Below are 21,088 nucleotides of genomic sequence, written 5' to 3'. Positions count from 1 at the left end.
GGAGGAATTCGCCGATAGCGCCGCACGGCGAGCCGCGACCGCCGTACGGTGGTCGAAGACGATGGCTGGGGACGATGCCGATCTTGCCGCGCCGCGGGAAGGAGCCGAGGCCATGGAGCGTGGGACCCCTGACGGCGAGCCGGCCGCGCACAGCGGTGTGTCCGGCCGTGTACCGCTGGCCGTGGTCGTCATCGACGGCACGGGACTGGTGTCCCACTGGAGCACCGGCGCGCGCCGCCTCTTCGGGTACGTCAAGGAGGAGGCCGTGGGCCGCCCCGCGGGCGATCTGCTGCCCGTCTCCGGAGCCCTCCCGCAGGACGACGCGCCCTACGGCGACCACGACGCGCTCGGCCCCGACCTCGGCAGTTCCCTCGACGGCCGTATCTCCTACCCCGCCGCGGGCCGCGCCCGGCTGACCCCCGCACCCCGCGGGCACGGGCGCATCGACGTCCTGTGGTGGGCCTACCCCCTCGTGGGCCCCGGCCCGGAACGGCTGCTCGTGCTCGCCGCCGACGCCGCCCGGCTGACCGCCGCCGGCGAGGCCGAGGGCGCCCCCGCCGGCCACATGGAGCGCATAGCGCCCGGGTTCGCGCTGCACACGGACTTCCCCGGCGCCGACGAACTCGCCCACCGCCTCCCCGACATCCTGCCGAGCATGAGCGTCGGCGAGAGCGCCCGCATCGTCGCGCAGGTCCTCGAACTGGGCTACCCGGTCCTGGAGTTCAGCCAGCACGACCGCGTGCCCGTCACCCCCGACTGGGGCGTGCCGCGGCGCGCCGAGCGGCAGGCCCGCAGACGGCGCGCCGAAGCCGCGGCCGCCGCCGGGCTCGCCCCCGCCCCGGACACCCACGACGCGGACGCCGAGGCCGAGGACCTCGAATACGCGGCGGTCCGCGAACACCTCGAATTCCTCAACGAGGTGAGCGGCCGCATCGGTTCCTCGCTCGACCTCGCCCGCACCGTCCAGGAGGTCAGCAAGGCCGTCGTGCCGCGCTTCACGGACGTCGCGGGCACCTATCTGCGCGAGCAGGTCGTCGCGGGCGAGGGCTTCCCCGACGGCGTGCCCGACGAGACCACGATGTGGCACCGCGTCGCCGTCGAGCACACCGACGAGCCCGGCCGCTGGGACGACGTCGTGCCGGTCGGCGAGTCCATGCCGTTCCCCGCGCACACACCGTTCTTCCAGTGCATGACGTCCGGCGACCCCGTCCTCGTACCGCGCATCACGGAGGAGATGGGCAACGCCATCGCCTCGCAGTTCGAGAAGCGCGACATCCGGCCGCTGATCAACCACCGGTCGATGCTGGTCGTGCCCCTGAAGGCACGCAACGTCGTCCTCGGCTTCATGATCCTGCTGCGCCACCGGGAGCGGCCCGTCTTCAACGACATGGACCGCGTCACCGGCGCCGAACTGGCCGCCCGCGCGGGCCTGGTCCTGGACAACGCCCGCATGTACACCTACCAGGAGTCGGTGGCCGACACCCTCCAGGACAGCATGCTGCCGCACATCGAGCCCCGCATGTCCGGCTGCGACATCGCCACCCGCTACCTCCCGGGCACGATGCTCGGCCGGGTCGGCGGCGACTGGTTCGACTCGGTGAAACTGCCCGGGGCGCGCACCGCCCTCGTCGTCGGCGACGTCATGGGGCACGGCCTCAACTCCGCCGCGATGATGGGCCAGTTGCGCACCGCCGTCCAGACCATGGCGGCCCTCGACCTGCCGCCCGCCCAGCTCCTGCGCAACCTCGACGACCTGGCGCAGCGGCTCGGCGAGCACTATCTGGCGACCTGCCTGTACGCGGTGTACGACCCGATCGCCGGCGAACTGCACCTCGCCAACGCGGGCCACATCCCGCCCGTACTCGTCCGCGCCGTGGACGGCCGCAGCGAGCTGATCGACCTGCCCACCGGAGCGCCCATCGGCGTCGGCGGCGTGCCGTTCGAGTCGGTACGGGTCCGGGTCGCCCCCGGCGACCGGCTCCTGATGTGCACCGACGGCCTGGTCGAAGTGCGCGGCGAGGACATCGGTGTCGGCCTCGCCACCCTCGTCGAGTCCGCGGCCCACCCGGCGGCGTCCATGGACGACGCCTGCGACACCATCATCCGGGCCCTCAACACGCGCGGCGGCCGCAAGGACGACGTGGCCCTGCTGATGGCCAGACTCAACGGCGTGGCCTCCACGGACGTCGGGCACTGGCGGCTCGCCCCCGACCCCAGCGAGGTCAGCAGGGCCCGCGACCTGGTCCGCGCCCGGCTGCGGGACTGGGGCCTCGACGACCTCGCCGACATCACGGTGCTGCTCGCCAGCGAACTCGTCACCAACGCCGTACGGCACACCCGCGGCGGCCGCATCGGCCTCCGCCTGGTGCGTTCCGGGCGGCTCCTGTGCGAGGTCGAGGACGACGACGCCACCCTGCCCACGCTGCTCAGCGCGGGCCCGGATGACGAGTTCGGGCGCGGCCTGCGCATCGTCACCCACCTCGCCAAGGAGTGGGGCACCAGCAGGACCAGCGGCGGCAAGACCGTGTGGTTCGAACTGCCCCTGCCGCGCCCGCGCCGCTAGGCCCCGCCGGCTGCCGCGCGTCGAAAGCGCGGGGAAGGTGTGCGCCGGTGACTTGTCGGGCGCCCCCGGGAGCGGTAGACCGATCTTGTCGCCGGTATCGGCGGCGCCAGTCGCATCTCCGGGGAGTCGGGCATGGGCGTCACCAGTCGGTACCAGGAGGCCTGGGAGGGGTTCTGGAGCGAGGCGCCCACGGAGGAGGGCGCCGTCCTCTGGGACTCCGATCCCGCCCTCGGGGCGGGCCGCCACCTGGCCCTGTTCGAGCCGTACATGACCGCTCCCGGGCTGCCCCTCGTGGACCTCGGCTGCGGCAACGGCAGCCAGACCCGCTTCCTCGCCGACCGGTTCCCGCGGGTGCTCGGCGTGGACCTGTCGGCCGCCGCCGTCGCCCACGCCAGGGCGGCCGACCCGGCGGGCCAGGCCGAGTTCCGCCAGCTCGACGCCGCCGAGCGCGGCGAGGTCGAGCAGCTCCACGCCGAACTGGGCGACGTCAACGTGTACATGCGCGGCGTCCTGCACCAGTGCGAGCCCGCCGACCGGCAGCCGCTCCTGGACTGCATCGCCGTGCTCGTCGGTGAGCGCGGCCGGGCCTTCGCCGTCGAACTCGCCGAAGCCGCGGGGCCCGTCCTGCGCGGTCTGGCCGCGGGCGACGGGGGGCCGCCGCCCAAGCTGGCCCCCGTCTTCGCCCACGGCATCGCGCCGGGCGATGTGGCCGACGCGGTCGTCCCCGAATTCGTCCACCGGGCGGGCCTCGAAGTGTTCGCGAACGGAGAACTCCCGCTTTTGACCACCGAGTTCGCCGCGGACGGCAGCCGCATCGAACTGCCCTCACGGTGGCTGGTGGCGGGGCGGCCCGGGTGATGCCGGTCGGGAGACCCCGGGCTCGCGAGGCGCCGGCCGTGCCCCCGTAATCTCCTTTATCCTGCGCCCCGGCCCCCACACCGTTCTCTTCCATCCGCCCGCCGGATGTCGCAATTTCGGTCTGGCCGCTACCTGTGCTTTCAGTACGCTGGGGCAGCGCGCAGCACAGCTAGCCGTCCACACGAGCGGAGAGCGAAATGGCCGCCGGTATCGCGCAAAAGGCAGATCAGTGGTTCAGCCTCGCGGACGTCAATGGCAATGGATACATCGAATCCGCTGATCTCCAGCAGCTTGCCGAGCGCGTGCTGACCTACCTCGGCTACACAAAGGAGAGCCCGAAGTGGCGCCGCCTGCACGAGGCCTATGCCAAGGCGTGGGAAATCATGTACGAACTGATTGACACGGACAAGGACAACAAGATCTCCCGGTCGGAGTTCCAGTCCTCTATGGAACGCCATGCCAAGCCGTCGACCGCGGACGGCCTGCTGCGTCCGATCACGGACGCGGAATTCGCCGCCGCGGACACGAACGACGACGGCTATCTGTCGCCGGACGAGTTCGCGGAACTGCTCCGGGCCTTCGGGCTCTCCACCCGTGACGCCCGGATCGGGGCGCAGGCCATCGACACCGACAGCGACGGCCGGATCAGCCCCGAGGAGTACTTCGTGGCGAGCCGCGACCTGTACTCCGACGCCTCGGTGGACGCGGCGAGCAGCCGGGTCTTCGGGCAGCCGCGGAGCTGACCGCGCCCCGGCACGACGGTGCCGCACGCGCCCGGGGGAGGCGCTGCCGCACTTCAGGGGGGAGGCTGGGTGGGGGCCCAGCCTCCCTTCCGTGCGCTCCTTGGCGGGCGGGTCCGGCACCGGGCGTCACCAGGTGACGGGCAGCGACTCGACACGCCGGATGATCAGGTCGGCCCGCCACGGCAGTTCCCGCTCGGCCACGGCGAGCTTCGGCTCAGGACCGTCGAGCAGCGTCGCGACGGCGACCCTGACCAGCATCCGCACCAGCGGCGGGCCCATGCAGTGGTGCTGCCCGTGTCCGAACGACAGGTGCGGGTTGCCCTCGCGGTGGAAGTCGAGGCGGTCGGGCGCCGTGAACCGCGCCGGATCCCGGTTCCCGGCGGGCAGCGCGGGGAGCACCTGCTCGCCCGCGCGCACCAGGGTGCCGCCCACCTCGACGTCCTCGGTGGCGTAGCGGGCGAACGTCACATGGGAGCGGAACGGCGCGTAGCGCAGCAGTTCGTCGACGGTGGCCGGTAGCAGCTCCCGGTCCTCGCGGAGTTCGCGCAGGTGCTCGGAGGGCCCTGCGCAGCCGGGGCTGTTGCGGCGGATCGGTGTTCAGGATGCTGTCCTGCAACGGGAGCGGGGTGATCCGGGCCTCGTCGGCGCCGGCCGGCGGAGTCCGGACGAAGCGCCGGTCCCGCAGGACGAACCGGATGTCCTCGTAGCGCGTCACCAGCCAGGCGTCGTCGCCGTACGGCGGGCGTATCCAGGTCAGCCCCTGCCGATTACGGCAATGCTCGTACGCGGAATCCACGTCGAGCCCGCAAGGCTGGCTGAAAGGATATTCCCTGGGTTCTGGGCGAGGTTCTCGCGACGCTACTCGCAGTGCTTCTCGGTGTGGTTCCGGTCGGGTGTCCACGAAACCTCCAGTGAGGATTTCGGACGGCTGCGGCCGAGAGAACTGTAGTGCGGCCCGGACCGCGGAGCGAGTGGCCCATCCGCATCGCATTGTGCGGCGTTCATGTTAGCCGGTTCCCGCAACTTCGCACGGCGGCGCCGAAGGATCACATTCGTCCGCGTGATCGCCGCGTCCTGGCGACGTGGCGTGAATCCATTCTTGACGTGCGAGACCGCCTCGACAAGGCTGACGCTCGGTTGCCGGACGTCCGCAGCGGACGCTCGGCCGCACTTCATCTGTGCCGAATGCACATTTTCATCAGGTTCGGATTCGGTATGCGAAAGAACCCTCCGAATTCGATGAGCATCGGTTCGTGGGGAGTTCTCATGGCTGACGCCGCGAACACGGACGCCGTGAACGCAGACGTCACGAACACCGGCGCCAAGAACACCGCCGCCGCGAACGCGGACGTCTCCGCCACCGCGGCAGAGCCGAGGTGGCGCGCGGATTACTCGCACCGGGAAATCGAGGAAACGTACGCCATGCTCACGGCGTTGGAGGAGGACGCCGCGGGTCCCGACCGGCACTTCGGGATGTGGCGGGGCGCCGACGACCGCACCCCGGTGGAGGAGGCCACCCGGCGCCTCACCGACCTCGTCGTCGGCAAGCTGGACGCCGCCGCGGGACGGACGGTCCTCGACGTGGGCTGCGGCAACGGCAGGCCCGCCGTGCGCATCGCGGAGACCACCGGCGCGAGCGTGGTCGGCGTCGACATCGACCGCCGCGCGCTCGCCGCGGCGGCGGCGTACGCCCGCAGTCGGCGGCCCGGCGCCGACGTGCGCTTCACGTACGCCGACGCCCTGCGCCTGCCGTTCCCCGACGCCTCGTTCGACGCCGCCCTCGCCTTCGAGAGCACCCCGCACTTCGACGTCGCGCGGCTGTACGGGGCTCTCGCCCGGGTACTGCGGCCCGGCGGCCGCCTGGTCGTCGAGACCCCCTACGTCCGGGGTCGCACGACCGAGGACCTCCTCGACCGGATCGGCCCCTTCCTCAGCATGCTGAACGCGGTGTCGCTCGACCCGCCCCACGAACACCTGGCGGCGGCCCGGTACGCGGGGCTCGACATCACCGAACTCGTCGACATCAGCCCCTGCGTACGGGGCTCCTTCAGCAGGCTCCTCGAGGAACTGGGCGCGCTGCACGGCCGGCTGACGGAACGGCTCGGCAGCCGGACGGCCACCCGGCTGCTCACCGCCTTCGCCGACTGGGCCGATGCGCCCCAGATCGGCGGCGTCGTCATGACCTTCACCAGGGCGTCGTGACCGCACCAGGACGTCATGACCTTCACCAGGACGGAGAACTGACATGGCGGACGTGACCGTCGTCGGCGCCGGCGTGATCGGCGCGGGCGTGGCGCGGGCCTGCGCCGCGGCCGGCCTGGAGGTCGCGGTGTGGAACCGCACCGCGAGCCGTGCCGACGACCTCGCCGCGCGTCACCCGCGGGTGCACGCCCACCCCACGGCCGCCGGGGCCGTCGCGAGTTCCCCCACCACCCAGCTCTGCCTGCTCAACTACGACATCACGCACCGCGTGCTCGACGAGTCGGGCGCGGACCTCGCCGGACGCCTCGTCGTCCAGCACTCCAGCGGCGTACCCGACAGCGTGGGCCCGCTGCGGGAGCGGGTGACCGGTGCGGGCGGCCGCTACATGGAGGCGGCCATCCTCAACTACCCCGACGCCATCGGCACCGAGGGCTGCTTCACCGTCTACGGCGGCTCGGCCGCCGACTTCGCCGAACTCGCGCCGGTGACCAAGGCGTTCGCCGGTACCCAGGTGCACCTGCACACCGAGCCCCGGTACGCGAAGGCGTACCACGTCGTGGCCAGCGCCTTCTACCACGCGTTCGTCAGCGGCTTCGTGGAGTGCGCGGCGATCGCCGAACTGCTCGACGTCGGGCTCGGCGAGTTCGCCGCCTCGGTCCCGCTGTACGACCCGGGCTTCGAGAACACCGTCAAGGTCGGCCTCGACCTGATCGAGCGCGGTGACTACACATTCGAGCAGGCGCCGCTGACCACCCACATCGACGCCCTGGAGAACCTCGCCCGGGTCGCGGGACACGCGGGGATCGAGCAGTCGTTCCTGACGGCGATGCGGGACCGGGTGCGCACCGCGATGGACCAGGGGCTCCGCCGCGAGCACATCGCCGTCCTCACCGAGCAGTTCCGTGCCCGCCGCGCCGCGGCGCCGCAGCCGGGGGAGCGGGCGTGACGCTCGCGGCCCCGGCGGCGCGGCGCGACACCGACGCGCCGGGGCTGTTCCTGAAGTGGGCGCACGCCGTACCCGACCGCATCGCCCTGATCCACCCCGGCGGCCGGGTCTGCTACGCGGAACTGGCCGAGCGGGCCGAACGCCTCGCCGCCCGGCTCACCCGGTCCGGGGTCCGCAGGGGCGACGTGGTGGGCGTCGTCATGGAACGCTCGCCCCTGCTGCCCGTGACCGTCCTCGCCATCTGGCTCGCGGGCGGCGCCCATGTGCCGCTGCCCGCCTCCTGCCCGGCCGCACGCAACCGGCTCGTGCTCGCCGAGGCCGGCGTGCGCACCCTGGTCGCCGACCGGGAACCCGACCGGGCGCTGCTGCCCCGGCGCGACGGGTCCCTGCGGTGCGTGCGGGTGGACCGGCCCGAACAGCCGCCGGTACGCGGCGAAGCCCCGTACCCCCCGAACCCCGTGACGCCCACGAGCCCCCTGGCGCGCCGCCCGCACCGCAACACGATGCCCCGCCGCCGGCCCGAGACGGCGACCGGCCCCGAGGACCTCGCCTATGTGCTGTACACCTCGGGCACGTCGGGGACGCCCAAGGGCGTCCTGGTGCCGCATCGCGCGGTGGTCGCCCTCGCGCACGGCCTGCGGCGGCTCTACGGCGACCTGGAGGGCGCACGCGTCCTGCAGTTCGCGCCGCTCACCTTCGACGTGTGGATCTGGGAGTTCGCCATGAGCGTCCTCAGCGGCGGCACCCTGGTCGTACCGGGAGCGGGCGGGCCCCCGCACGGCGGACCCGAACTGAGCCGGACCCTGCGCCGCTGGGACATCACCCACTTCTCGGCCGTGCCCTCCCTCCTCGCCACGCTCCCGGAGCGGGAGACGATCCCGGTCACCACCCTCACCTCGGGCGGCGAGCCGCTGCCCGACCACCTGGTACGGCGGTGGGGCGCGCGCACCCGCCTCTTCAACGCCTACGGCCCGACCGAGGCGGGGGTGTGCGCGACCGCGGGACGGATCCGGCCCGGACACGGCCCCGTCACCATCGGCAAGCCGCTGGCCGAGGCCACCGTGCACCTGCTCGACGAGTGGGGCACGCCGGTGCCGGACGGCGAGACCGGCGAGATCCACATCGGCGGGCCCGGCGTCGGCCTCGGCTATCTGAACCGGCCCGAGGACACCCGCGCGCACTTCCTGCCCGACCGCTTCGCCCCGCACGCCGGGCACCTGCTCTACCGCACCGGCGATCTGGCCCGCCGACTGCCCGGCGGCGACCTGGTGTTCCTCGGCCGCATCGACGAGCAGCTCAACGTACGCGGCTACCGCATCGAACCCGGCGAGGTGGAAGCGGCCCTGCTGCGCCACCCGGACGTCACCGGCGCCGTCGTGACCGCGACCGACCGCATACCGGGAGCCCGCCCGCACGTGAACCCGCCGGGCACCGGGACGGACCGCCTGACCGCCTACCTCCAGGTCGCGCCGGGACGCCCGGTCGCACCCGCCGACCTGCGCCGGCAGCTCGCTCCGCTGCTGCCCGCGCACCTGATCCCGTCGTCCTTCGTGATCCTCGACCGGCTGCCCCTGAACGCGCACGGCAAGGTCGACCGCGCGGCCCTGACCGCACCGACGGCCGCCGTGCCCACGGAGCCCGCCGTGCCCCCCGACCGGTACGAGGGCCACTCCGCCCGCGGGTCCCGGCGACCGCCCTCCGTCGAGCGCGCCGTGGCCCGGCTCGTCGGCGACGTCCTCGGCGTCGCCGACATCGGGCCCGACGAGGACTTCACCGACCTGGGCGCCACGTCGCTGGACCTGGTCCGCCTCCAGGCCGTCGTCGCCGACCGCTGGGGCATCACCCTCGCCGCCGCCGATCTCCTGGGAGCCCGCACGGTACGCCGGCTCATCGCGCTCCTGGAGCGCGGCGCCGCAGGCACGGAACCCGACCCCCTCCCCTGAAGCTGAAGGGCACAGAGCAGTGAGCCAGCCGCACCCGGGCGGGGAGAACGGCCGTCCCGACCCCGGCCCCGCCGCCGAGACCGACATCGCCGTCGTCGGCATCGCCTGCCGCTTCCCCGGCGCCACCGGACCCGAGGAGTTCTGGAGCCTCATCGCCGAGGGCCGCAGGGGCATCCAGGAACTCACCCCCGCACAACTGGCCGAGGCGGGCGCGGGCGCCGAGCGCGTCGCCGACCCCGCGCTGATGCCCGCGGCCGGCATCCTGTGGGACGCCGACCTGTTCGACGCGCCGTTCTTCGGCTACTCCGCACGCGAGAGCGCCGTCATGGACCCCCAGCAGCGGATGTTCCTGGAAGCCGCCTGGCACGCCGTCGAGGACAGCGGCCACGACCCCGAGCGCTTCCCCGGGACCGTCGGCGTCTACGCGGGCCAGACCGTCGGCACCCACCGCGGCGCCGACGGCTCGGCCTTCCTCGGCACCTCCGCCGACCTCCTGACGGCCGCCGACGACAAGGACTTCCTGCCGACCCGGGTGGCGTACAAACTGGGCCTGACCGGGCCCGCCGTGGCCGTGCAGTCGGCGTGCTCCACCTCGCTGGTCGCCGTGCACGCCGCCTGCCGGGCGCTGCACGCCCACGACTGCGACATGGCGCTCGCCGGGGGCGTCTCCTGGTCGCCGTGGCGCCGCCAGGGCTATCTGCGCCGGGCGGGCGGCGTGTGGTCCGCCGACGGCCACGTACGCTGCTTCGACCGGGACGCGACGGGCTTCGTCACCGGGGACGGCCTCGGCATCGTGGTCCTGCGGCGGCTCGCCGACGCGCGCGCCGACGGCGACCGCGTCTACGCGGTCGTCAAGGGCAGCGCCGTCAACAACGACGGCGCGGACAAGCTCAGCTACAACGCGCCCGGCATGGGCGGCCAGCAGGCCGTCGTCGCGGCGGCCCTCGCCGCGGCCCGCGTCCACCCGGACACCATCGGGTACGTCGAGGCCCACGGCACCGGCACCGCGCTCGGCGACGCCGTCGAGGCCGCCGCCCTCGCCCGCGCCTACCGGGCGGCGGGCGCGCGCGGCCGGGGCCGCTGCCTGCTCGGCTCGGTGAAGTCGAACATCGGGCACACGGACGCCGCCGCCGGAGTGGCCGGTTTCATCAAGGCCGCCCTGCTGGTGCGGCACGGACTCGTCCCGCCCATGCCCAGCGCCCCGTTCCACCCGAACCCCGAGATCGACTTCGACACCGGCCCGATCCGCCCCGCCGTCGCGGCGGAGAGCTGGCCCGAGACCGGCGGGCCGCGCCGCGCCGCCGTCAGCGCGTTCGGCGTCGGCGGCACCAACGCGCACGCCATCCTCCAGGAGCCGCCCCCGCCGCCCACCGCGCCGCCCGCCCGCGCCTGGCAGCTCGTGGCGCTGTCCGCGGGCGACGAGAGCGCCCTCGACGAGCTGGCAGGCGCCTGCGGGCGGGCGCTCGGTGACGTCACCGACGAGCAGTTCCCCGCCGTGGCCCGCACGCCGGCCGAAGGCAGGCGCCGGCTGCCCGCCCGCAGGGCGGGTGTCTACCGCGACCGCGCCCACGCCCTCGCGGAACCAGGCACCCGCCCCGGGCCGCCGCTGCCGCCCGCCGGGGGGCGCGCGGGAGAGGTGGCGTTCGTCCTGCCCGGAGGCGGCTCGCAGTACGCGGGCATGGGCCGCGGCCTCCACCGCGACGAGCCCGTCTTCCGGGAGACCGTGGACACCTGCCTCGCGCTGCTGCCCGAACCCGACGGGGAGACGGCGCGGAGCCTGCGCGGCTGGTGGGCGGGCGACGACGCCGGGACGGGCGCCGCGGCGCTCGGTGACACGGACGGTGGACCGGCCGGTGACGTGGTCGACGATCCGCGGACGGCCTTCCCCGCCGTGTTCATCACGCAGATCGCCCTCGCCCGGCTCCTGCGCGCCTTCGGCGTGACGCCGTCGGTCCTCATGGGCCACAGCCTCGGCGAGTACGCGGCCGCCCAGCCGGCAGGCGTGCTCTCCCTGCCGGACGCCCTGCGGCTCGTCTGCGCCCGGGGCGCGCTCCTGTCGGACCTGTCGGACATCGACAACGGCGCGATGCTCATCGTGCGCGCCGACGCCGCGGACACCGCGCCCTGGCAGCGCGACGGCGTCGGCCTGGCGGTCGTCAACGGGCCCGGCGCCTGTGTCCTCTCGGGGCCCGCGGAGGCGATCGGACGGACCCGGCGGCACCTGGCCGCGGCGGGAGTCGACTGCGGCCCGCTGCCCCTGGCCACGGCCGCGCACTCCACCCTGGTCGAGCCCGTGCTCGACCGCTTCCGCGAGGTGGTGCGGGACATCGCCCTCACCGCCCCGGACACCGAGCTGATCTCCGCCATGACCGGCACCGCCGACGCCCCCTTCACCGACCCCGAGCACTGGGTGCGCCACCTCAGGGGCACCGTCCGGTTCGACGCGGGACTCGCCCGGCTGCGGGAGCGCGACCCGCGTCTCGTCCTCGAAGTGGGACCCGGCACCACCCTGACGACGCTCGCCCGCGCGCAGGGACTGCCGCGTGCGGTGCCCCTGACGCGCCACCCCCTGGAGGAGCGGGACGACCGCGAGGTGCTGCTCGCCGGGCTCGCCCGCGCCTGGGAGGCCGTAATCGACGTCGACCTCTCCCCGCTGTGGCCGCGGCCGGGGCAGCGGCTGCCCGTGGCGCCCTACCCCTTCGCCCGGATCGCCCACCGGCCGGCGCGGGCCCCCTCGGCGGCGGACGGCTCCCGCCCGCGGGCCCCCGACTCCCCCTGATACGGCGTCGGTTGGCGGCGCGCGGTCGACCCCGCCCCGCCCCGCCCCGCGCCGACGACGCCGCCCACCGCTGGGTGCTCCTCGGCGACGACAGCGCCCTCAGCGCCGCCCTCGCGGAGCAGGTGGCCGCGCGCGGCGGCGAGGTCGTCACGGTGGTGCCGGGGTCCGGGTCCGGGCAGGACGGGCGGCGCGTCACGCTCGACCCGCGCGCCGCGGACCGGTACGGAGCCGCCCTCGAAGCGGCGGGCGCGGCACCGGACGTGCCGCTGCGGGTGGTCAGCCTGTGGGGCGGGGCGGCGTCCCGGGGCGCCTGCCCGCCGCTCGGCGAGGTGGCGGGCCTCGCGGCCGCGCTGTCCACCCGTACCGGGCCCGTCGAAGTGTGCCTGGTCACCCGCGGCGCCCTGGAGATCACCGGAAGCGAGCGGCTCGACCCGTGGGCGGCGCTCACGGTGGGCGCGGCGGGCGCGCTGCGCGCGGAGACGGAACCGGGCACCGTCACCGTGCGGCTCATCGACATCGAGCTGCCCACGGCCGGGCGGGGCCCGGACGCCTGCGTGCGCGACGACTTGTGCGGGGGGCCGCCGTACGGTGACGGGTACGGGGGTTTCTCGTACGAGGGCTTGCGCGGTGACGCGTACGGGGCTCCCCGTATGGGGACTTGCATGGTGACGCGTACGGAGACGCTTCGTACGGGTTCGGGTCGTACGGGGACTTGCACGACGACGCGTACGGGGGCTCTTCGGGGGGCTCTTCGTACGGAGACGCGCACGGAGGCTCCTCGTACGGAGACGCGTACGGGGCCTCCGCGTACGGCGACGAGGGTCGCGGCAGCGCGCACGCCGACGGCAGCGGCGCCGCCCACCCCGGCCTTACGGGCACCGAGGCCCCCGGCGCCCCCGGAAGCACGGACGCCGCCGTCACCGGTGCGGCCACCGTCGACGCCGTCGAACGCGCAGGGCCGCCCGCCGACCTGATCGCCGACTTCGCCCTGCCGGTGCCCCGCACCCTGTTCCTGGAGCTCCTCGGCGTCCCGGCCGAGGACAGCGACCGGCTCCACCACGACCTCGCCCTGCTGCTCGACTTCCACCCCCGGCACGTCGAGCAGCAGGGCGCGTTCGAGCGCTTGGACACCTACCTGGGGGCGCTGGTCGCCGACCAGCGGCGCACCACGCCCGACACCGTCGTCGGCCGGCTGATCCGCGCGCACGGCACCGAACTCGACGACGCCGAACTCACCGGCATCACCACCCAGCCCCTCCTGGCCGGGTACGCCACCGTCGCGGGCACCCTCGGCCTCGCCCTGCTGATGCTCATCGACGACCCCGGACAGGCGAAGCTGGTACGGGACGGCGACGCCCGCCCCGAGACCATGGCGGAGGAGGTGCTGCGCCATCTGTCGGTGGTGGCCTTCGGCAAGGTGTTCCTCGCGACGGAGGACGTCACCGTCGCCGGGGTGCGGATCGCCGCCGGGGACTACGTCCTGTGCCAGCTCCCCTCGGCCAACCGCGACCCGGCCCTCGCCCCCGGCCCCGACCGCCTCGACGTCACCCGCGCCCCGCCGCACCACCTGGCGCTCGGCCACGGCGCGCACTACTGCCTGGGCGCCGAGCCGGCCCGGATGGAGCTGCGCGTCTGCGTCCCCCGGGTGCTGCGCCGCTTCCCGGACCTGCGGCTGCAACGCCCGTTGCGGGACCTGCGCTTCACCCCGCTGAACGCCGCGTACGGCGTGGAGGCGCTGCCGGTCCTCTGGTAGCGGGTGGGGGTAACGTGGCCCGGCATGAAGATCCTCATCAGCGCCGACATGGAGGGCGCCACGGGTGTGACCTGGCCGGCCGACGTGCTGCCGGGCACACCGCAGTGGGAGCGGTGCCGGGCGATGTTCACCTCCGACGTGAACGCCGCCGTGCTCGGCTTCTTCGACGGGGGCGCCGACGAGGTGCTCATCAACGAGGCGCACTGGACCATGCGCAATCTGCTGCTCGAACAGCTCGACGAGCGGGCCGAGATGCTCACCGGACGGCACAAGTCCCTGTCGATGGTCGAGGGCGTGCAGCACGCGGACGTCGACGGCATCGCCTTCGTCGGCTACCACGCGGGCGCCGGCATGGAGGGCGTCCTCGCCCACACGTATCTCGCCAACCAGATCACCGGCGTGTGGATCAACGGTGTCCGGGCCAGCGAGGGGCTCCTCAACTCCCATGTCGTCGCGGAGTACGGCGTGCCCGTCGTCCTCGTCACCGGCGACGACCTGGCCTGCGAGGACGCACTCGGCTACGCGCCCGGGGCGCTGAAGGTCGCCGTGAAGGACCACGTGTCGCGGTACGCGGCGGTCTGCCGCACCCCGGCCCGCACGGCGGCCGACATCCGGGCCGCCGCCAGGGACGCGGCGGCCCTCGCCGTGCGGCACGAGCCGGTGGCCGACGGGCCCTTCACGCTGGCGGTCGAGTTCGACGCGGAACACCTGTCGATGGCGGCGACGGTCGTTCCGGGCGTGCGGCGCGTGGCGGAGCGGAAGGTCGCGTACACGAGCGACACCATGTACGAAGGCATCCGCACGTTCAAGGCGGTCACCACGATCGTCGACGCCGCCGTTGAGGAGCAGTATGGCTGACCAGATCGACCAGCGGGCCCTGGACGAAGTCGTCCGGTTCACCTCGGAGCTCATCCGCATCGACACCACCAACCACGGCGACGGCAGCTGCCGCGAACGCCCGGCCGCCGAGTACGCCGCGGAGCGGCTCGCCGAGGCCGGTCTCACCCCGCGGCTCCTGGAGCGCACCCCGGGCCGCACGAACGTCGTCGCCCGCGTCGAGGGCACCGACCCCGGCGCCGACGCGCTCCTGGTCCACGGTCACCTCGACGTCGTGCCCGCCGAGCCCGCCGACTGGAGCGTGCACCCGCTGTCCGGTGAGGTCCGCGACGGCGTCGTGTGGGGGCGCGGCGCCATCGACATGAAGAACATGGACGCGATGGTCCTCGCGGTCGTACGGAACTGGGCGCGGGCCGGGGTGCGGCCCCGCCGGGACGTCGTGATCGCGTTCACCGCCGACGAGGAGGCCAGCGCGCTCGACGGCTCCGGCTTCCTCGCCGACCAGCACGCCGAGCTGTTCGAGGGCTGCACGGAAGGCATCAGCGAGTCCGGCGCGTTCACCTTCCACGACGGCCGCGGCAACCAGTTGTATCCGATCGCGGCGGGCGAACGCGGCACGGGCTGGCTCAAACTCACCGCCCGCGGCACGGCCGGCCACGGCTCGAAGGTGAACCGCGACAACGCGGTCAGCAGGATCGCCGCCGCCGTCGCCCGTATCGGGGAACACCGCTGGCCGGTGCGGCTCACCCCGACGGTGCGGGCGGCCCTGGTCGCGCTCGCCGAGCTGTACGGCCTGGAGGCGGACCCGACGGCGCCCGGCTTCGACGTCGACGCCTTCATGGAGAAGCTCGGGCCCACTGCCGCGCTGGTGGAGCCCACGGTCCGCAACAGCGCCAACCCGACCATGCTGACGTCCGGATACAAGGTCAACGTGGTCCCGGGGGAGGCCACCGCCTATGTGGACGGCCGATATCTGCCGGGCGGCGAGGAAGAGTTCCGCACCACCCTTGACCGGCTCACCGGACCGGACGTCGACTGGGAGTTCCATCACCGGGAGGTGGCCCTCCAGGCGCCGGTGGACACGCCCACGTTCGCCGCGATGCGGGCGGCCGTCCAGGAGTTCGCGCCGGAGGGCCACGTCCTTCCGTACTGCATGTCGGGAGGCACCGACGCCAAGCAGTTCTCGCGGCTCGGCATCCGCGGCTACGGCTTCTCGCCGCTGCGGACGCCCGAGGGCTTCGACTACCAGGCGCTCTTCCACGGCGTCGACGAGCGGGTGCCGGTCGAGGCGCTGCACTTCGGCACCCGCGTGCTCGACCGCTTCCTGCGCACGGCCTGACCGGCACGGCCCGACCGACCCCTGGGGGAGATGAACGACATGGCTCAGACCAAGCCCTACGGCTCGTGGCTGTCCCCGATCGACGCCGCGCTCGCCGCGGTTCACGACGGCAGTCCCGCATTCGTCGGCTTCGTGGGGGGCGAGGCGTGGTGGACGGAGCCGCGGCCCACCGAGGGCGGTAGGCGGACCCTGGTGCGGCGCAGGACGGACGGCCGCGAGGAGTCGGTCCTCGCCGCGCCCTGGAACGTCCGCAGCCGCGTCATCGAGTACGGCGGCCTGCCCTGGGCGGCGGACGCCCGCGCCGGCGACCCGCGCGGACCGCTGCTCGTCTTCGCCGACTTCGCCGACCAGCGCCTGTACGCGTACGAACCGGACGTGCCCGCGGCCGAACCCAGACCCCTGACGCCGCTGTCCGGCGTCGGCGGCGGCCTGCGCTGGGCCGATCTGCGAGTGCACGCGGGCCGCGGCGAAGTGTGGTGCGTCCTGGAGGAGTTCACCGGCGAGCAGCCGACGGACGTGCGGCGGGTGGTGGCCGCCGTGCCCCTCGACGGCTCGGCCGCCGACGACCGGGGCGCCGTGCGGGAGCTGTCCGACGCACGGCACCGCTTCGTCACGGGACCCCGGCTCGCACCGGACGGCTCCCGGGTCGCGTGGATCGCCTGGGACCACCCCCGGATGCCGTGGGACGGCACGGAACTCCTGGTCGCCGACGTCCGCGCGGACGGCACCTTCGACGTTCCCCGGGTGCTCGCGGGCGGCCCCGATGAGTCGGTCGTCCAGGCCGAATGGGACCGGCAGGGACGGCTGTTGTTCGTCAGCGACCGCACCGGCTGGTGGAACCTGTACCGGGCGGAGGCCGACGGCACGGCGCTCGCCCTGTGCCCGCGCGAGGAAGAGTTCGGCGGCCCGCTGTGGCAGCTCGGCCTCAGCTGGTTCGCGCCCCTGGACAGCGGCCTGATCGCCGTCGTGCACGGCACCGGCGCCACCGCGCTCGGCATACTCGACCCCGAGACCGGTGAGGTCGTCGACGCGGCCGGGCCCTGGTCGGAGTGGTCGGCCTCGCTCGCCGTCAGCGGCACCCGCGTCGCCGGGATCGCCGCGAGCCCCCGCAGCGCCTACGAGGTGGTGGAGCTGGACACCCGCACCGGCCGGGCCCGTGTCGTCGGCGCCGCGCACGACGACCCCGTCGACCCCACGTACTACCCGGAACCACAGATCCGCACCTTCCTCGGCCCCGCCGGACGCGAGATCCACGCCCACGTCTACCCGCCGCACCACCCCGGCCACCTCGCGCCCGACGACGAGCTGCCGCCGTACGTGGTGTGGGCGCACGGCGGCCCCACCAGCCGCGCCCCGCTCGTCCTCGACCTGACCATCGCCTACTTCACCTCACGCGGCATCGGCGTCGCCAAGGTCGACTACGGCGGCTCCACCGGCTACGGCAGGGCCTACCGCAACCGCCTCAGGGACCAGTGGGGCGTCGTCGACGTCGAGGACTGCGCGGCTGTGGCGCTCGCCCTGGCCGACGAGGGCACCGCCGACCGGGCGCGGCTCGCGATCCGCGGGGGCAGCGCGGGCGGCTGGACGACGGCGGCCTCGCTGACGACGACCGACGTGTACGCCTGCGGCACGATCCTGTACCCCGTACTCGACCTCGTGCCCTGGCGCGACGGCGACACCCACGACTTCGAGTCGCGCTATCTGGAGACGCTGATCGGTCCCTGGGCCGAGGTACCCGGACGGTACGAGGAGCGGTCGCCCGCACGCCACGCCGACCGGATCACCGCGCCGTTCCTGCTGCTCCAGGGCCTCGACGACGTGATCTGTCCGCCCGCCCAGTGCGAGCTGCTCCTGGAGCGCATGGAGCGCAGCGGCGTGCCGCACGCCTACATCACCTTCGAGGGCGAGGGCCACGGATTCCGCCGGGCGGAGACGATGATCCGGGTCCTGGAGGCCGAGCTGTCCCTGTACGCGCAGGTGTTCCGCCTCGAACCGGCGGGCGGGACGCCGACGCTGGAGCTCGCCAAGTGACCGCGCCGACGGGCCCCCTGGCCCGGCCACGGCGGCTGTTCCCCGGCGCGCGGGTCGCGGTCGTCGCCCCGAGCGGGCCCGTCCCCGAGGACCGGCTCCAGGCGGGCCTCGACCTCCTGCGCGGCTGGGACCTGGACCCGGTCGCCGCCCCGCACGTCCTGGACCGGCATCCGCGGCTCGGCCACCTCGCGGGCACCGACGCCGACCGGGCCCGCGACCTGGAGCGGGCCTGGTGCGACCCCGCGGTGTCGGCGGTGTTCTGCGCCCGCGGCGGCTACGGAACCGCGCGGATGGCCGAGCTCGTCGACTGGAGGGCCCTGCGCGCGGCCGGACCCAAGGTGTTCCTCGGGTTCAGCGACATCACCACCCTGCACGAGGCGTTCGCGCTCCGGCTCGGCCTCGTGACCCTGCACGGGCCGATGGTCGCGGACGACGGCTTCCTGAAGAACGCGGCGGCCCAGGACCATCTGCGGCGCACCCTGTTCGAACCCGAGGCGGTGCGGGTCGTCGCCTCCCCGGGCCGCGCCCTGGTGGGCGGCGCGGCGCGCGGGACCACCCTCGGCGGCTGCCTCTCGCTGCTCGCGGCGGACCTCGGCGTGCCCGCGGCACGGCGGTCCGCGCGGGGCGGGCTGCTGTTCCTGGAGGACACGGGGGAGGAGCCGTACCGCATCGACCGCTGTGTGACGCAGCTGCTCCGCTCCGGCTGGCTGGACGAGGTCGCGGGGATCGCCCTCGGCTCCTGGGAGCGCTGCGGTCCCCGTGACGCCGTGCGCGCCGTCCTGCTCGACCGGCTCGGCGGTCTGGGGGTACCTCTCGTGGAGGACTTCGGTATCGGGCACTGCGACGGCGCGCTCACGGTGCCGTTCGGCGTGCCGGGCGAGCTGGACGCGGACACGGGAATGCTCCGACTGGACGTGCCCGCGCTCACCGCGTGAGCCACCGACCGAAACCTACCGGTCGGTAGGCGGTTGTCCTCTGCGTGAAGGTCCTCGCATTCCGTGCACTCCGAGCAAGCCGGACGTCCCGCCCCGGGACGGCGTCCCGGTCCCCGTCGCCGCCCCGGGCCGCGCCGCGGGGCACGCCCCCGCCCCGCCGGGGAGGGCGCCCCCCGCGCGGCGGGCTCACGGTGCTCGCCGCCCTCGCCGGGGCCGCGCTGCTCGGGCCGCCGCTGCTCGCCGCCCCCGCGGCCGGGGCCCGCGATGACGGGCGGCGCGCCACGCCGGCGGGCACCGTCGGACACCGCGTCACACCGCTGAAGTTCACCGTCCCCGCCGGGGGCCGCGACTGCACCGTCGACGCCGACCTCTACGTGCCCGACGGCGTCGACCGCCGCCACCGGGCGCCCGCCGTCCTCGCGACCAACGGCTTCGGCGGCAACAAGTCGGACGGCTCCACCGCCGCCATCGGCAAGGCGGTCGCGGGGCGGGGATACGTCGGCCTCGTCTACTCCGGGCTCGGCTTCGGCGCCTCGGGCTGCCTGATCTCCCTGGACGACCCGCGGATCGACGGCGAGGCGGCCTCCGGCCTCCTGGACTTCCTGGCCGGGCGGCGCGCCGCCGACGACGGCACCGTCGCCGACTTCGTCACCCAGGACGGCCGGGGCGACCCGCGCGTCGGCATGCTCGGCGGGTCCTACGGCGGCGCCGTCCAGCTCGCGACGGCCGCCGTCGACCACCGCGTCGACGCCCTGGTCCCGCTGATCACCTGGCACGACCTGGCGTACTCGCTCGCCCCCAACGGCGTCGCCGGGCCCGCGGCGGCGGACCGGGCGGTGCCGGGCGCGGCGAAGTGGCAGTGGATGAACGGCTTCTACCTGCGGGGCGAGGGCCAGCCCCTCGCCGTGCCGAGCCTGGATCCGACCCGCTTCAACTCCCTGGACTGCATCCACTTCGTCACCCAGGCGTGCGCGACCTTCCGCACCCTCAACTCCGGCCGCTACCCGGCGGCCGAGACCCGCCGCGTGCTCGACTACGCGCGCAGCGTGTCACCCGTCTCCTACCTGTCGAAGGTCGAGGCGCCCACCCTGCTCGTCCAGGGCCAGGCCGACACGCTCTTCAACCTCAACGAGGCGACGGCGACCTACCGGACCCTCACGGGGCAGGGCACCCCCGCCAAGATGATCTGGCAGGCCTGGGGCCACAGCGGCGGCATGGTCACCCCGCCGGCCGGGGAACTCGACCTCGGCGACGGCACCTTCGACACGAGCTACGTCGGCAGGCGCATCCTGGCCTGGTTCCAGCGGTACCTGCGCCACGACCGGCACGCGGACACCGGCCCCGACTTCGCCTACCACCGGGACTGGATCGACGACCCGGCCCGCGCCTACGCCGCCGCGCCCGCCGTCCCCACGCCCTCCAGGACCCTGTACCTGTCCGGCGACGGCAGGCTCGTCGACCACCCCCGGCACGTGGTCCGCGGCAGCCGCACCTACCGCAACCTGCCGGTGCCCACCAGCCACTCGGAGAGTTCCCTCACCGGCATGGTCGGCCTGCCCGACCCGCCGCCCCACGACGGCAGGCACACGCACCTGGGCTGGACGACGGCGCCGCTGTCCGCGCCCCTCGACGTCGTCGGCGCGCCCCGCGCGACCCTGCGGGTCCGCTCACCGGCGACCGAACGCGTGCAGCACTCCGGCGACGCCGCCGACCGGCTCGTCCTCTTCGCCAAGCTGTACGACGTGGCGCCGGACGGCGGCAGGACGCTGGTGCGGCGCCTCGTCGCCCCGGTGCGGGTGCCCGACGTGCGCAGGGCGTTCACGCTGACGCTGCCCGCGACCGTGCACCGGTACGGCAAGGGGCACCGGCTCCAGTTCGTGATCGCGGCCAGCGACGGCGCGTACGTCGGGAACCGGGACGTGAAGCCCGTGACCGTGGTGAACGGACCCGGGGAGCCGGGCGCGCTGCGGCTGCCCGTCGTGCGGTGAGCCGCCGCGGGGCCGAAGCCGGTGGCCGCTGCGGTGGCCCGAGCCGGCGGTCCGTCACCCGGACGGCCCACACCATCCCGCCTCCGGCCACACCCACCGCGCGGGATCCCCCGGCCCTGCCCATGCTGGACCCGGGGGAGCGGCCGGCGCTCCGACGGAACGGACGGAACG

At 74.5% G+C, this 21,088-nt stretch carries 15 protein-coding genes; 14 read left to right on the top strand and 1 reads right to left on the bottom strand.

Features of this window, described 5'->3' with window-relative positions:
• Positions 1 to 112 precede the first annotated feature (112 nt).
• From GPA10_RS21625 to GPA10_RS21615, 3 genes are all read left to right on the top strand, one after another.
• On the top strand, positions 113 to 2,563 hold the full coding sequence (locus GPA10_RS21625) for a SpoIIE family protein phosphatase (protein ID WP_157166915.1): 2,451 nt from the start codon (positions 113 to 115) through the stop codon (positions 2,561 to 2,563).
• Positions 2,564 to 2,695: 132 nt separating this feature from the next.
• The gene (locus GPA10_RS21620; protein WP_157166914.1) at positions 2,696 to 3,421 is read left to right on the top strand and encodes a class I SAM-dependent methyltransferase; all 726 of its coding nucleotides are present in this window, start codon (positions 2,696 to 2,698) and stop codon (positions 3,419 to 3,421) included.
• 197 nt (positions 3,422 to 3,618) lie between these two features.
• Positions 3,619 to 4,164, top strand: coding sequence for an EF-hand domain-containing protein (locus tag GPA10_RS21615; RefSeq protein ID WP_157166913.1), 546 nt, complete (start codon positions 3,619 to 3,621; stop codon positions 4,162 to 4,164).
• Positions 4,165 to 4,290: 126 nt separating this feature from the next.
• Here the strand turns inward: GPA10_RS21615 and GPA10_RS42610 are convergent, their stop codons facing one another.
• Positions 4,291 to 4,659 carry a cytochrome P450 gene (locus GPA10_RS42610; protein ID WP_246259537.1) on the bottom strand — a complete coding sequence of 123 codons (369 nt, stop codon included), beginning with the start codon at positions 4,657 to 4,659 and terminating at the stop codon, positions 4,291 to 4,293.
• Positions 4,660 to 5,430: 771 nt separating this feature from the next.
• Here GPA10_RS42610 and GPA10_RS21605 point away from each other — a divergent pair.
• From GPA10_RS21605 to GPA10_RS21555, 11 genes are all read left to right on the top strand, one after another.
• Complete coding sequence (locus GPA10_RS21605; protein WP_157166912.1) at positions 5,431 to 6,366, top strand: class I SAM-dependent methyltransferase; 936 nt, start codon at positions 5,431 to 5,433, stop codon at positions 6,364 to 6,366.
• Between the two features lie 43 nt (positions 6,367 to 6,409).
• Positions 6,410 to 7,312, top strand: coding sequence for an NAD(P)-binding domain-containing protein (locus GPA10_RS21600; RefSeq protein ID WP_157166911.1), 903 nt, complete (start codon positions 6,410 to 6,412; stop codon positions 7,310 to 7,312).
• Complete coding sequence (locus tag GPA10_RS21595) at positions 7,309 to 9,255, top strand: amino acid adenylation domain-containing protein (RefSeq protein WP_157166910.1); 1,947 nt, start codon at positions 7,309 to 7,311, stop codon at positions 9,253 to 9,255. Before GPA10_RS21600 ends, GPA10_RS21595 begins: the two co-directional genes overlap by 4 nt.
• A gap of 19 nt (positions 9,256 to 9,274) precedes the next feature.
• A complete protein-coding gene (locus GPA10_RS43745) occupies positions 9,275 to 12,034 on the top strand; it encodes a beta-ketoacyl synthase N-terminal-like domain-containing protein (RefSeq protein ID WP_157166909.1) in 2,760 nt (919 codons plus the stop codon).
• Between the two features lie 11 nt (positions 12,035 to 12,045).
• Positions 12,046 to 13,008, top strand: coding sequence for a KR prefix domain-containing protein (locus GPA10_RS21585; protein WP_157166908.1), 963 nt, complete (start codon positions 12,046 to 12,048; stop codon positions 13,006 to 13,008).
• A gap of 20 nt (positions 13,009 to 13,028) precedes the next feature.
• Positions 13,029 to 13,787, top strand: coding sequence for a cytochrome P450 (locus GPA10_RS43740; protein ID WP_157166907.1), 759 nt, complete (start codon positions 13,029 to 13,031; stop codon positions 13,785 to 13,787).
• A 24-nt stretch (positions 13,788 to 13,811) separates the two neighbouring features.
• Entirely contained in the window at positions 13,812 to 14,645 is an 834-nt protein-coding gene (locus tag GPA10_RS21575) for a M55 family metallopeptidase (protein ID WP_157166906.1), read from the top strand.
• Positions 14,638 to 15,963, top strand: coding sequence for a M20/M25/M40 family metallo-hydrolase (locus GPA10_RS21570; protein WP_157166905.1), 1,326 nt, complete (start codon positions 14,638 to 14,640; stop codon positions 15,961 to 15,963). The genes GPA10_RS21575 and GPA10_RS21570 overlap by 8 nt, the downstream gene beginning before the upstream one ends.
• Before the next feature lie 30 nt (positions 15,964 to 15,993).
• Positions 15,994 to 17,994 (top strand): prolyl oligopeptidase family serine peptidase, encoded by a 2,001-nt coding sequence (locus GPA10_RS21565; protein ID WP_157166904.1) that lies wholly within the window; start codon positions 15,994 to 15,996, stop codon positions 17,992 to 17,994.
• Positions 17,991 to 18,929 carry a S66 peptidase family protein gene (locus tag GPA10_RS21560; protein ID WP_343041184.1) on the top strand — a complete coding sequence of 313 codons (939 nt, stop codon included), beginning with the start codon at positions 17,991 to 17,993 and terminating at the stop codon, positions 18,927 to 18,929. Before GPA10_RS21565 ends, GPA10_RS21560 begins: the two co-directional genes overlap by 4 nt.
• 191 nt (positions 18,930 to 19,120) lie before the next feature.
• The gene (locus GPA10_RS21555; protein WP_343041183.1) at positions 19,121 to 20,917 is read left to right on the top strand and encodes a CocE/NonD family hydrolase; all 1,797 of its coding nucleotides are present in this window, start codon (positions 19,121 to 19,123) and stop codon (positions 20,915 to 20,917) included.
• Positions 20,918 to 21,088 lie beyond the last annotated feature (171 nt).

It is taken from the genome of Streptomyces typhae, from assembly GCF_009755605.1.
Taxonomy (GTDB): domain Bacteria; phylum Actinomycetota; class Actinomycetes; order Streptomycetales; family Streptomycetaceae; genus Streptomyces; species Streptomyces typhae.
This window is presented reverse-complemented; position numbering and strand designations above follow the sequence as displayed.

Coding starts and splice junctions, on each gene's coding strand:
- GPA10_RS21615 (WP_157166913.1), top strand. CDS start 3,619: ATGGCCGCCGGTATCGCGCAAAAGGCAGATCAGTGGTTCAGCCTCGCG.
- GPA10_RS21620 (WP_157166914.1), top strand. CDS start 2,696: ATGGGCGTCACCAGTCGGTACCAGGAGGCCTGGGAGGGGTTCTGGAGC.
- GPA10_RS21575 (WP_157166906.1), top strand. CDS start 13,812: ATGAAGATCCTCATCAGCGCCGACATGGAGGGCGCCACGGGTGTGACC.
- GPA10_RS21605 (WP_157166912.1), top strand. CDS start 5,431: ATGGCTGACGCCGCGAACACGGACGCCGTGAACGCAGACGTCACGAAC.
- GPA10_RS21570 (WP_157166905.1), top strand. CDS start 14,638: ATGGCTGACCAGATCGACCAGCGGGCCCTGGACGAAGTCGTCCGGTTC.
- GPA10_RS21565 (WP_157166904.1), top strand. CDS start 15,994: ATGAACGACATGGCTCAGACCAAGCCCTACGGCTCGTGGCTGTCCCCG.
- GPA10_RS21600 (WP_157166911.1), top strand. CDS start 6,410: ATGGCGGACGTGACCGTCGTCGGCGCCGGCGTGATCGGCGCGGGCGTG.
- GPA10_RS21625 (WP_157166915.1), top strand. CDS start 113: ATGGAGCGTGGGACCCCTGACGGCGAGCCGGCCGCGCACAGCGGTGTG.